This is a genomic window from Microcoleus sp. PH2017_12_PCY_D_A (assembly GCF_020738565.1).
Lineage (GTDB): Bacteria > Cyanobacteriota > Cyanobacteriia > Cyanobacteriales > Microcoleaceae > Microcoleus.
Window position 1 is genome coordinate 25,041 of the sequence record NZ_JAEQCI010000017.1, and the last position, 13,967, is coordinate 39,007.

At 45.2% G+C, this 13,967-nt stretch carries 3 protein-coding genes; all 3 read right to left on the reverse strand.

Translation table 11 applies throughout. The features are described from left to right. Positions 1-135: 135 nt before the first annotated feature. Complete coding sequence (locus JGK39_RS03590; protein WP_293249501.1) at positions 136-5,154, reverse strand: PAS domain S-box protein; 5,019 nt, start codon at positions 5,152-5,154, stop codon at positions 136-138. A gap of 617 nt (positions 5,155-5,771) precedes the next feature. Next, a complete protein-coding gene (locus JGK39_RS03595) occupies positions 5,772-6,977 on the reverse strand; it encodes a response regulator (protein ID WP_293249498.1) in 1,206 nt (401 codons plus the stop codon). A gap of 358 nt (positions 6,978-7,335) precedes the next feature. Then, positions 7,336-13,809 (reverse strand): PAS domain S-box protein, encoded by a 6,474-nt coding sequence (locus JGK39_RS03600; RefSeq protein ID WP_293249495.1) that lies wholly within the window; start codon positions 13,807-13,809, stop codon positions 7,336-7,338. Positions 13,810-13,967: the final 158 nt, after the last annotated feature.

The following is a 13,967-nucleotide window of genomic DNA, read 5'->3' on the forward strand; positions in this document are numbered from 1 at the left end:
ATAAAGAACGGGCTCCCCCGCCCATTCCACAATCGGCGAGTGTAAATTCTTTAATTTGCGATCTCACAAATAACAAATAACAAATAACCAATAACCAATAACAACCCTCAACTGTCAACTGTCAACTGTCAACTGTCAACTGTTATTTGAACTCGTACCACTTAAATTCGATCGCACGGGAATTTCAATCAAAAACTCCGATCCCTCTCCCAGTGTCGAAATACAGCTCAATCTGCCGCCGTGGCGATCGACTACAATCGAGTGAGAAATCGACAGTCCCAAACCCGTGCCCTTGCCCACAGGCTTAGTCGTGAAAAACGGGTCAAACAGCCTCGATCGCACCGACTCCGGTATCCCCCGCCCGTTGTCCGCAATAGATACCGCTACGAAGCCCCCAGCAGTCTCATAAGTGCGAATCGCGATCGTACTGGGATGCCGATCGCACTCCTCGATCGTCCGCCCCTTGTCCCGTTCTTCCAAAGCATCGATCGCATTAATCAAAATATTCATAAATACCTGATTCAACTCGCCCGGAAAACATTCAACCCGCGGCAATAACTGGTAATCTTTAACTATCTCAATCGCCGGACGGCTGCTGTGAGATTTCAAGCGATTTTGCAAAATCATCAAAGTGCTGTCAATTCCCTCGTGAATGTTCGCCGACTTCCCAGCCGACTCGTCCAACCGGGAAAAATTACGCAAGGATTTGACAATCTCGACAATTCGCTCCGTTCCTACTTGCATCGAACTAAACAATTTTGGGAAATCCTGAGCAATATAATCCAAATCTATTTCATCAATTTTATCCCACACTTGGGTCGGAGGATTAGGACAGTAATCCTGATAAACTTTAATCAATTCCAGCAAGTCTAAACTGTAACGTCTAGCCGGACTGAGATTGCCGTGAATAAAGCTAACTGGGTTATTAATTTCGTGAGCGACACCAGCAACTAACTGACCCAAACTCACCATTTTTTCATTTTGAACGAGCTGAGCTTGAGTGGTTCTGAGTTTGTTAATAGCTGCTTCCAACTCTAGCGCTTTTGAACGTTCTCGCGCTTCCGATTCCTGCAAAGCTGACTCGGCTTGTTTGCGATCGGCAATTTCAGTTTGTGCTTGCTCGAACAGCGTCGATTGCTGGATCGCGATCGCCAACTGCACGCTAATTTGTTTGAGACACTCCACCTCAATTTCCAGCCAGCGGCGGCGGCTCGCGCACTCGTGAGCAATCAACAATCCCCACAACTTCTCGCCTTGCAAAATCGGCACTACCAAATTAGCTCGCACCTGAAATTGACTTAACAAATTAATGTAGCACTCAGAAAGACCTGCTTTGTAAATATCATCCACAGCTACAGTGCGACCTTTTTCGTAAGCAGAAGCATAGCTGTCTTTAAAGCAAGAATCGCTAATAGTCATTCCCTGAAGTGACCGCCAACTTTCATCCACAGACTCAACAGCTACACAACCGCTCCAATCAAGATTAAAACGATAAATAACTGTCCGGTCTGTTTGCAAGAAATGCCGTACTTCAGCAACAGCTTTTGTCAATATTTCTTCTAAATTGAGAGAAGAGCGAATGCGTTCCAGCATCCCTACCACCAAGCGTTCTCGCTTTAATTGCTGGCGCAATATCGCCTCGGCAAGTTTGCGATCGCTAATATCTTCAATCACACCAATTAAGTAGCTCGGCTCCCCAAACCCATCCCGCACCAAAGATACAGTCACGTTAGTCCAGACAAACGAAAAGTCTTTGCGAACAAAGCGTTTCTCAAGTGAATAATTCAAAATTTCCCCAGCTAACAGTCTTTGGCGCGACTCGACATCTGCTGCTACATCTTCCGGGTGAGAAATCTCCCAAACATTTCGTGCTTTCAGTTCCAATTCTGAGTATCCGACAATCTTGCAAAAGCCTTGATTGACCTTCAAAAAATGACCGTCGGGCGACACTTTAACAATGCCAATTGCCGCTTGTTCAAATACAGCTCGAAATCGCTGTTCGCTTTCTTGCAAAGCAATTTCTGATTTTTTGCGATCGGTAATATCCATTTCCGTGCCAAAAAGCCGCACTACTTTGCCCAACTCGTTTTTAACAGCTTGACCTTTACAATTAACGTACCGGATTTCTGCTGGTGAAAAATAGATGCGGTGGTCGATGTCGAAAGCTATCCCTTCAGTCACGGATTTTTGCAAAGCTTTTGTCACCCTTTCTCGGTCATCGGCATGAATTTGCTCTAAAATTTCTTCCATTGTCGGCGGCCGATTCAATTCTCTACCGTAAACTCGAAACACTTGGGCCGACCAAGTAATAATTCCTGCCTCAATATCGAATTCCCAATTCCCCATGCGGGCAATTTTTTGCGCTGCTTGCAACTGCTCGGTCAGTTGTTGCAAAGATTCGATGAACTGTGTTTTTTCGGCTTCGGCTGCCACGCGGGCGCTGATATCTTTGTGAGTACCCGTCATCCGCAACGGCGCCCCCCATTCGTCGTACTCGACTACCTTGCCCATCCCCAAAATCCACTGCCAATTTCCAGCTTTGTTGAGCATCCTAAATTCAAATTCATAGATCTTGATGCCACCTTCAAAATATAAATTTAACGATTCTATTGCCTTCATTCTGTCTTCGGGATGCAGTAAATTTTCCCAACCTTGGAAGTTGTTTTCAATTTCATTGTCTGCGTAACCGAGCATTAATTTCCACTGCGAGTCAAAATAAGTTTCGCCAGTCGCGATATTCCAATCCCACAGCCCCAAAGAGCTGCCTGAAACCGCTAACTGCAATCGCTCTTGACTGAATTTCAATGCCGATTCGGCGCGTTTGAGTTCTGTGAGGTCGGCAATAATCGCCATCATTCCTATTTGTTGACCGGCGCTATCTTTAATGCAGTCAGCTCGCAATTGAGTTTCGATAATTTCGCCATTTTTAGCCTTTAGATCAATTTCACTGCTCCAGGACAAACCTTTCCGCAGGACTTTAAATAACTTTCTCAATTCTTGAGATTTGGCGTACATTACTGCTGGGCCGCCGGCATTATTTAGTTCCTCAACTGTATAGCCGTAGCGCTGAATAAATGCTTGATTGTGATAAATTGAACACCCGTCCAAATCTGCGATCGCGATCGCATCGCTAGCGCTGTCTACGGCTTGAGTTACCAAGCACAGAGTCATTTCGGCGCCTTTGCGAGGGGTAATATCAAAAATCGCTCCGTCAAGCCACAAAACCAACCCTTCTGGATTGTAAGTCGCCCTACCCCTTTGGGACACCCAGCGCACCGCCCCGTCAGCCCGCACAATCCGGTATTCTACATGATACGGCTGTTTCGAGTCTACCGCTGCCCGGACTGTGCGATCGACCATTTCCCTGTCCGCCTTATCGATGATGCTAGCAAAACTCAAGCGGTTGTTGTGAATAAAATCCCCAGCAGCATAGCCGCTAATTGCCTCAAGTTCGTCACTCACAAACAACATCGTCCAATCAGCATCGTACAAGCTGCGGCAGATAGCGCCGGGAATATTCTCAATTAGCGATCGAAATCTGGCTTCGCTCTCCCGCAAAGCTGCTTCCGCCTGTTTTAAATCAGTAATATCCAGCACTATGCCTTCCCAAACTATATCCCCTTCGGGCCCTATCACCGTCGGACAATCAAGTCGTTGCGGTCTCGAAACTCCTCGCATCCACTTAAGTTTTCCCGACGGCACAATCGCGCGCCATTCCTGCTGCCAGGGCTGCATATTTGCCGCAGAAAAAACAATAGATTCTTGAATTTTTGGGAGGTCGTCTGGATGAATGCAACTGAACATAAGTTCGGGATTCTGCTGAATAGTTTCGGGTTCCAATTCATATAAATCGCGGCTGCCAGAAGAAATGTAAGGAAAATATCTTTTGCCGTCGGACGCCAGCCGAAATTGATAAATTATTCCAGGCAAATTAGCAGCAATTTGCTGCAATCTAGCTTGGGTTTCTTGCAGCGCTAATTGTTTCCGCTTATCCTCTGTGATATCTCGAATTATCCCTACCAAAATCTTACTACCATCGGGATTGTCAAACACAGTTTTTTTAGTAGACAGAATGTGCTTTGCACCGCTGGCATCCGTAAAAAATTCCTCTGTTTCGTTTTCTTCCCCCGTGCTAAACACTTGTTCGTCTTTCTCCCAAAAAAAATCAGCTTCTTCTTTGGGGAAAAACTCGTAATCCGACATACCTAGCAGTTCCTCGCGCGGCTTGCCGAGCAGCTTGCAACAAGCATCATTTAACAGTATCCAGCGGCGCTCCTCGTTCTTGAGAAAAATTGGGTCAGCCACTGCATTTATTGTACAATTCAAAAACTTTTTACTGGCTTCCAGTTCTGAGAGTGCTAAAACTTTCTCCGTAATATCGTTGATAGTTCCAGTAGTTCCCTGCGCCGCGCCGTTTTCGCCAAAAATCAAAAATTCCTGAACTTCTACCCAGCGAATTTCGCCATTTTTGGTAAGATATCGAATTTGATAGCAGCAAGATGTTTCTTGATTTTCGAGCGGGCTTCTAAACAAATTTAAATATTGGTGTTGGTCGTCAGCATGAATGTAACTCAAACAGGAATTTCCTAAACTTTCATCAACCGTAAATCCGGTAATTTTCGTCCAAGCCGGATTCAGAAAAGTCCACTTGCCCGCAATATTTGTATCAAAAACTACTTCTTTGATATTGTCAACAACCTGCGGGTATTTTTCTTGACTTTTTTGCCATTCTGCTTGCCGTTTCTGGCGGGCGATCGCGCACTTGAGCGTCCGCACCAGCAGCCGGCTGTCTACTTGGCTTTTCACCAGATAATCTTGGGCGCCGGCAGCAATTAACTCGACGGCCACTTCTTCGTCATCGGCGGCTGTCAGAATGACGATGGGAATATTTATCCCGAAATCTTGCAGCCGGAAAAAAGAATTAAATTTTTGACTGTCAGGAAGTGAAAGATCTAATAAAATTACATCAAAAATCTCGCGGCTTAAAATTTCTATAGCTTCCCGGAGGCGAACCACATTGGTCGTCTCAATTAATTGTCCCAGTCGGCACTCAGACAGCAGTTCTTGAATAAATTCTACATCTTCTGCACAGTCTTCTACTAAAAGAACTTTCAAGCAAGCAGGCGTTAAAGTTGATGCAAAAACAGATTTCATTTTGCTATTTTTTACTAAAGAAAAAATCGCAGCAGCGGATGCAGCTACCTAGCTCATTTTTGGGGAACTTGAACCACAGGCTTTAGGGTGCGCTGGGTGCTTGCAGACGCCCCAGATTTATTTGTAGAATTGAGTTGTTCGCTGCAAGTTGTCCGTCTCGCCCCAAACCTAGTGGCCCAAAATAATACTCTTTCCGATATTGCAACTCCCCTGTATTTTAAATTTACAACCTTTGGCAGGGAAATAGCAAGGGGCAAGGCAAAAGACTGTGGCTCTAGAAAAACTTTGAGTCCTGACTCCAAACCTAGGGAAACTACAGTGAATTTACGGAACGCCCTAGGAGATTGTATCCGTTGAATTACTGAAAACTAGCTTTGGTTCGTAGTGAGGACTTTAGTCCTTCTTTATCTCAAAGAAAGGACTAAAGTCCTCAGTACGAACCTAATTATGAACTTAATTATGGTTGTTTAATCGGAACTAACAATTAGCTTTGGTTCGTAGTGAAGACTTGAGTCGTTCTCGAACTCAAAGAAAGGACTAAAGTCCGAACGATCGAACCTGATTGTGAACTTAATTATGGTTGTTTAATTGGACATGATTTTACTTTGTTGAGTCAATTAATTTTTCGGCTGCTTGGGTAAAACAACTGTAAATACGCTGCCTTCTCCGAGATTACTGCTAATAGCAATCTCACCACTAAAAGGTTTTAAAAGTTCAATACAAGTATAAAGCCCGAGACCAGTTCCTGTTGGTTCCCCTTCTATTTTTTCTTCACCTTTAGGCGGCTTTGACGTATAAAAAGGGTCAAAAAGTTTTGACAAATCTTCAGGTGCTATGCCGCATCCCGTATCTGCAATATCCATGTATATGTTCGAGTCGTCTTGCCGAGTCACGATTGTTAGTTCCCTACTTTTTCTTTCCCACATCGCATCCATTGCATTATTTATTAAGTTATAAAATACTTGAGAAATATAGGAATAAATTAAGGGAATACTTTCAATTTTCTCGTCATAAAAGTATTTTTTTCTAATTTTATTCTTAAAATAAAGATTGCCTTCCAAGAGCTGAATTTCTCGCTGCACTAAATCGTTGATATTCACAGGATGCAAATCTTGGTTTTGTTCTTTCCTACTTTTCATCATCAGAGTATCCATGATCTGATTGATTTTTGTGACAGCTTGAAAAATATACTTGGTATAATTTAAAAAAGTGTCTTCTTGAATTTTTGTGGCTTTTGTTTCAATCAAATCGACGCTTGTCTGGATCACTTGCAGCGGACTTTTGAGGTTGTGCACCATTCCCTGGGTCAAACGTCCGATGATGGCTGTTTTTTCCTGGTCGATCAATTGCTTGGTTTTTTGTTCGACAAGTCTTTCCAGGTTTTGGTTGAGGTGGGCTAGTTCGAGGTTTTTTTCTTCGAGTTTTTGTTGCAAGTTGCGGATTGTCAAGTGAGTTTGAATGCGGCTCAACACTTCTTCGTGCTGGAAAGGCTTGGTGATGTAGTCAACGGCTCCTGTCTGAAAGCCTTTTACTTTATCAAGCGTCTCGGAAAGGGCGCTCATGAAGATGATGGGAATGTCTCGGGTTGACGGGTCTGCTTTCAAACGCAGGCAAGTTTCAAAGCCGTCAATTCCGGGCATCATGATATCCAAAAGAATCAAGTCGGGATGGATGTATTCAATTTGCTCGATCGCACTTTCGCCGTCTAGAGCCACTAATACCTTAAAGCCGTAATTCCTTAACAGCTCGAAAAGTACGTCAAGATTTGTTTGGTTGTCATCGACAATTAGTATGATGCTTCTTTCGGAATTCTTATCGTTCATATTCAAGGGAAAAATTCAATTTTTTGAGTTGTGAGTTGTCGGTTGTGAATTCATATCGGATTCAAGCTATTTTCTGCGGCTCTAGAAACCCGGTTGCTTCGTAGATGCTTCTATTTGCAATAACCTCTTTTAGGGCAATACTGTTGGGTTAACAGTGTTTATTTTCCGGAGATCCCCCTAAATCCCCCGTATAGTCGGGGGACTTTGAGAAGAATCCTGTCCCCCCCCTTTTAAGGGGGGAGTAGGGGGCAAGAATTCGGGGGGATCGGGTTTAATCCAAGCGTATTGCGTTATTGACAATGATGCTCGGGGCGTGAGATTTAACTGATTTTAATTTATCGGTTAGCTACCATCAATTTTAGGGCAAATGTTGCTTCAAAAAATCTCGAATTTGCTTGAGCTGAAATCCTTTAGCAAGTTGGCGAACGTGCTGAACGAAAGGGACTAATGTCGGGTCAGAATTTTCTAGTTTAGCAGTTTCCTCCAGAATAGCCTCAATATCGCCCATAGCAGCCAATCTTAACAAGACAAAGACTGACTCTGAACCAGGAGACACTATTGTTGAGTCAGCAATCGCAATGTCCGATAATGATTTGGGAGTTTGAGCTTTGCGTTTTTTGGTTTCCGATCCTTCTTCGTAAATCCATTCTAGTCTCAAATGCAGGCGCAATAATTCTAAAAGCTCGTTAGTTTGAATCGGTTTGGTGAGAAAATGATCGCAACCTGCAAGTATGCTTTTTTGCTTGGTAGCCTCGTAAACGCTAGCCGACAAAGCAAGGATAACCGCATCTTTTAATTCTGGCAACTGTCGCAGCCGCCTGGTAGCTTCCCAGCCGTCCATTACGGGCATCAGCAAATCCATTAAAATTAGATCCGGTAGAAATGCCTGTGCTTTGTGCAAGCAGTCTTCGCCGTCTGTGGCTTCTGCAATTTCAAAGCCCAAACGAGAAAGCAGCCTGTGCAGCATGGCACGATTTACTTCGTGATCGTCCACGAGCAGGATTTTCCGCTGGCTGCCTCTAAAACCGATAAGCCGGCGTTTTTCTTGTGTGGAGGGGGTTTCAGAATATTCTGCGACTGCGGGCAAGTCTATATCCAACCAAAATATGCTGCCTTTGCCGGGGGTACTTTGGACGTGAATTTGGCTGCCCATTATTTTGACTAATTTTTGGCTGATGGAAAGTCCTAGTCCGGTACCTTCGACGAAATTGTTACGATCGCCCACTTGATGAAAAGGCAAAAATATTTCTTCTAATTTATTTTGCGGGATGCCGATGCCGGTATCTTCGATTTGAAAGCGAATTTTAGCGGTTGGGGCGCTCTCGACTTTTGTTGCTGTTATCGCCTCGGGCGCTTCTGCGGTTTGGGGCGCTCTCGACTTTTTCGGAGCGTCTAAATTGGCCGTCAAATTGATTGTTTGAGTAGCAACTTCTGCTGTCAAATTAGACTTCGCCCAGTGGGTTTGAGGATAATTTTCTGCGTAACCGACTTTGAATGTCACGCCACCGCTCTGGGTAAACTTAACCGCATTGCTGAGCAAATTAATCAAAACTTGGCGCAACCTGATTTCATCAACAAAAACGTAGTCGGGCAGCGCCGACACCTGCTCGTAATTAAAAGCAATTCCTTTTTGATGCGATCGCATCTGGAACAGATTGACAATACTTTTAACAAAGCTGGGAAAATGCAGGTTTGTCGGTGACAGTTCCATTTTGCTAGCTTCGATTTTCGAGAGGTCTAAAACGTCATTAATCAGGGTTAGCAGGTGGTTGCCGCACTGGTGAACGTTGTTGAGACTTTCCTGCTGCTCCGCAGTTAAATTCTTATCCGGTTTGAGCAGTTGAATGTATCCTAAAATCCCGTTCAAAGGCGTCCGCAATTCGTGGCTCATGTTGGCGAGAAAGTCGCTTTTAGCGCGGTTGGCAGATTCGGCGGCTTCTTTGGCTAATTGCAGGGCGGCTTCGGCTTGTTTTCGATCGGCAATTTCGGTTTGTGCTTGTTCAAACAGCGTCGATTGCACAATGGCGATCGCCAACTGCACCCCCAATTGTTTCAGGCACTCTGCCTCCAATCTCTGCCAGGGACGCGGGCCCGTGCAGTGGTGGGCTATCAACAGCCCCCACAAGTTTTCGCCTTGCAAAATCGGCACTACCAGACTCGCTCTCACTTGGAGGCGAGTCAACAAACTCAAGTAACAGTCGGCGATGCCGGCATTGTAAACATCTTCTGTGGCTCTAATTCTGCCATCTTGGTAAAGAGGAACGTAGGCTTCCCCAAAACAGGGGTCGTAAATTTCCATTCCTATAATTGATAGGGAATTTTCGTCAACCGACTCGACAGCGATAAACCCGCTCCAATCCGGCTTGAATTGGTAAATTACAGTGCGGTCTACTTGCAAAAAATGCCGCACTTCTTCGACTGCTTTGGTGAGAATTTCTTCTAAATTGAGAGAAGAGCGAATGCGTTCCAGCATGGCTACTGCCAACTGTTCGCGCTTTAATTGCTGGCGCAAAAGTGCTTCAGATTCTTTGCGTCTTGTGATGTCGGTAATCACGGCAATTAAGCCGATTGAATTGCCATTTATCTCTTTAATGCTGTCGGCTCGCACCAGAGCGGTAACAGCTTCATCGCTCTTGGTTCGGAGGGCAACTTCGCCGCACCAAGAGCGACCTTTGCGAATGTTTTTATAGATTTTCTTGTAACTTTTAGGCCGGACGTAAAGGGCGGCGCTATCGCCTAGCTCGTTGAGTTCTTCCACCGTGTAGCCGTAACGCTGAATAAAGGCTTGATTGTGGTAAATAGACCGCCCTTTCAAGTCGGCGATCGCGATCGCGTCGCTGGTACTTTCGACGGCTTGAGTGACCCGCAGCAAAGCTAATTCTGCTGCTTTGCGATCGCTGATATCAGTCATCGAACCCACCATCCGCAGGGGGTTTCCGGCTTCGTCCCAGACTGCTTGAGCGCGGGCGAGCACCCACTTGTAACTGCCGTCTTTGGATTGCAAGCGGTATTCGGCGGCATAATGGGGGGTTTGGCGATCGAGATAATCTTGGATTGTGGCTTGCACTCGATCGCGATCGTCTGGATGGATGCGATCGATCCATTCGCTGTTGCTGCTGTCGATTTCGCCCTCTGCGTAACCGATAATTTCTTGCCAGCGGGCCGATCTAAAAGCTTCATCTGTTTGAAGATTCAAGTCCCAAATTCCGTCTTGATTGCCTTTAAGAACTAACTGCCAGCGTTCTTCGCTTTTACGCAATTCTTCTTCGGCTTGTTTGCGCTGAATGTGAGAACCCAACTGAGTCGCCACCGCCTTGACCAACTCTACTATACGCGGTTCCATAATCGATCGCTCGCGCTTGCAGAACAGTAAAACTGCCAGAACCTCTTTCTTAGCGCGGATTGGCACTCCGAAACAAGCTTTCAATCCGACTGCTGCCGCCATTTGCGATCGGGCAAAAAATGAATAATTGACTACAGAAACATCTTCAATCCATTCTACCTTTCTGGTTGACCAAATCCGTCCCGGCACTCCCAATCCGGGCGCGAATCTAATTTTCTTACTTTCGCGGCCAAACCTATCTAAATCGCGATCGCTAGCATACCAACTTTCGCTGTGTTCCAAAACAGTACCGTTAGCAGCGGGCATCCAAGCTTCCGCAAAATCCCAGCCGATCGCAGTGCACAGCAACCGCAGGATATCAGGGAGAGCGCTGTGAAAATCAACCGACTGACTAATGGCTTGAGTTGCTGCCAGCAACAGCTTAATTTCATCTTCTGCTTGCTTGCTTTCTGTAATATCAGTTCCCGTGCCGAGAATTTGTTTTAACTTGCCGTCTGCTGTTTTGGCAAATACAGTATCTCGGCTGACAATCCAGCGCCAAGAACCATCCTTGTGCCTGACGCGGTATTCAATTTCAAAGATCTCTCCTTCTGTACCCGTTGCGACTTGCTGTAAATAATCAGGCATTTTGAGGGCATCTTCCGGGTGCATTAAAGTTGACATCAACGGCCCCATTGCCTCAATCTCATCTACTGTATAGCCAATAATCTGGGAGATAGAAGCATTCGCATAAATATTTTTTTGTTCTATCAAGTCGTAAACATACAAAATATTAGGACTTGCCTCAGCAATGCGATCGCCGAACCGCTTGCTATCTTGCAAGTCTGCTTCTGCTTTCTTTTTCGCAGCAATATCGCGAACGATGCAAATGATTTCCCCGTCTGGTAGCATTGTCAGCGAGACATCTATAGGGACTTTCGAGCCGTCGCGGCGGCATCCTACTGCTTCGGTGATGTAATAACCTTTCTGCACTAAAGCCGGCACAACTTCTTGCTCGAACCTTTGCAATTCTGCACCTTCGTAGAATACTTTCCAACTTTTGCCTAACAGTTCTTCGAGAGAGTCGTAACCGTAGATTTTTAGTCTGGCTGCGTTGGCATAAATCACTTCTCCGCCGGCATTGAGCATGGCGATACCGTCGGAAGTTTTTGCCATTGCCACTGCTTGTCGCTGGAGTTTTGACTCAAAACGTTTGCGGCTGGTGATGTCGCGGACGATCGCAATAATTTCGTCATCCGTGCAGAAGACTATTCTCGCTTCAAAATCGCACAGTACCTCCTTAATTTGCAGTTGATATTCTACAACTTGAATTTCGCCGGTGTCGCTCGCTTGTTGATTGCCGGACAAGATTTTTTCAGCAAAAGCAGCAGGTAATATGTCTTGTGCTTTTTTGCCAATAAATATGTTTTCCGGTACAAGCGTTTGGAGGTCTTTTGCAGGTTTGAAGTCTACAAAAGTGCCGTCGGCACGACAGCGAAATATCATATCGGGTATCGCGTTTAAAAGAGCGCGATTAGTGGCTTCGCTTTTACGCAATTCAGCTTCAGCTTGCTTGCTCAATGTAATATCTCGGGCCACTGCATAAATTAAACTTTCTTCGGCAAAGGGCGATGCCGTCCACGACAGCCATTTATAAGTACCATCTCGGCAAAGATAGCGGTTTTCTAAGTTAATAACGGGGTTGCCTTGTTTGATTTTTTCTAATTCAGCTATAGTTTTTGCTCGGTCTTCTGGATGCAATAATTCTAGAAAAGGTTGGGCTATAAGTTCGGCTCTGCTGTAACCTAATAAAGTAGACCAAGCGGGGTTTAAGCGTTTGAAATAGCCGTCAAAACCTGCAATGCAAAGTAAATCCAGCGAGATATTAAAAAATCGATCGCGCTCTTGTTGGGTTTGTTTTAATTCGGTGACATCCATCACCAAACCGTCCCAAATTATATCGCCGTTGGCTTGTTTTTGCGGTCTCGACGCGCCAGAGAGCCATTTCACTCGTTCTCCCACAACTTGCCGCCACTGGTGTTGCCAAGCTTGCTGAGTGGCCGCTGAAGTTGCGATCGATCGCTGCAAGTCTGAGATGTCATCTGGGTGAACCTTAGCAAAAGCCAAGCCGGCATTTTCTTCTATTTCTTCTGGGTGTAAATTGTAGAGCTGCCAACTGCCAGAAGAAACGTAAGAAAAAGATGCTTTGCCATCAACAGATAGTCGATATTGATAAATCATTCCCGGCACGTTAGCGGTGATTATTTGAAATCGAGCTTCGCTTTCCTGCAACGCTATTTGCTGGCGCTTGTAGTCGGTCACATCTCGCATTATTCCCACCAACATTTTAGTGCCGTCGGGTTTGTTAAAAACAGTTTTTTTAGTAGATATAATGCCTTCTTGACCTCCGCCAACTGTAAAAGTTTCTTCCGTTTGCTCGGGGATGCTTGTTTGCAATATTTGCTCGTCTTGTTGTCTAAAAAAATCGGCTTGTGCTGGGGGCAAAAACTCATATCCCGACTTCCCTATCAGTTCCGATCGCCCTTTTCCCATCAATTCGCAAAAAGCATCGTTTAATACAACCCACCTGTGCTGCTCGTCCTTGACAAAAATCGGGTCGGGAGTAGCATTAATCGTGTGATTTAAAAACTCTTCTGATGCTTTTAATTCGGCTTCGTAGCGGTAGCGATCGCTCACATCCAAGACTACTTTAATCATCCGGTCGATCGAGCCATCCCGGCCGCGAATGCAGCGCATGGAAACCCGAGTATAAACTATTTGTCCGTCTTTTCTGCGCCACCTTTTATCTAAAAAATAGCCTTCGCTCTCCCCAGCCAAAATTTTATTTAACTGCTCTAAACTGGCGGGCCAGTCTTCTGGAAAACCCCACTGTTCCCAATTTCCGTGCAAAAGTTCTTGGCGATCGTATCCGAGCAAATCGCACAAAGCATCGTTAACTTCCAACCACTGGCATTTTTCGGGTTCTGAGGGGGAATTTGGAGGAGCAATAATCGCAATTCCGACGAGGGAATTCTCGACTACCGAGCGATATTTTTCTTCGCTTTTTTGCAAAGCTTCTTGGTTGTGCTGCCGCTCGACTGCGTAGCGGAGCGATCGCATTAACACTTCGCTGTCGATTTTTCGCTTGACTAGATAATCCTGAGCTCCGGCTTGGATTGACTGCACGGCGAGTTGTTCGTCGTTGCGGGCTGTCAGGACGACGATCGGAGTATTGAGGCTGTATTCTTGTATCTTGACAATTGTACTTAAGTCTTGGCTGTCTGGCAGCGAAAGGTCTAGTAAAATCACATCAAAATGTTCGCCGACCAAAATTTGCTGCGCTGTACTCAGACGCTCTGTACGGCTTACTGACAGCCTTTGGGACTCGGCTCTGCTGACATTTGTTTCTAATAACAATTCTTCGATCAGATCGGCTTCGGCTTGATTGTCTTCGACCAGGAGAACTTTAAAGCCGTTTCGCTTTGCGGTGGGGCTCAAAACTGATATCATATACCTTGTTTTTTGTCATAAGGCAGTCGAGCTAACTATTATAGCATATAAATAATTGAATCGCTAAAATGTCGGTTACAAAAAATAAAATATTTTTGTTCAACAGCTACAATACTCTACATCGGCTGTGTTTTTGCTGCAAGTAGGTAAACTCAATT

Excerpts from the sequence above, each read along its gene's own strand:
- JGK39_RS03600 (WP_293249495.1), bottom strand. The coding sequence starts at position 13,809 with ATGATATCAGTTTTGAGCCCCACCGCAAAGCGAAACGGCTTTAAAGTT.
- JGK39_RS03590 (WP_293249501.1), bottom strand. The coding sequence starts at position 5,154 with ATGAAATCTGTTTTTGCATCAACTTTAACGCCTGCTTGCTTGAAAGTT.
- JGK39_RS03595 (WP_293249498.1), bottom strand. The coding sequence starts at position 6,977 with ATGAACGATAAGAATTCCGAAAGAAGCATCATACTAATTGTCGATGAC.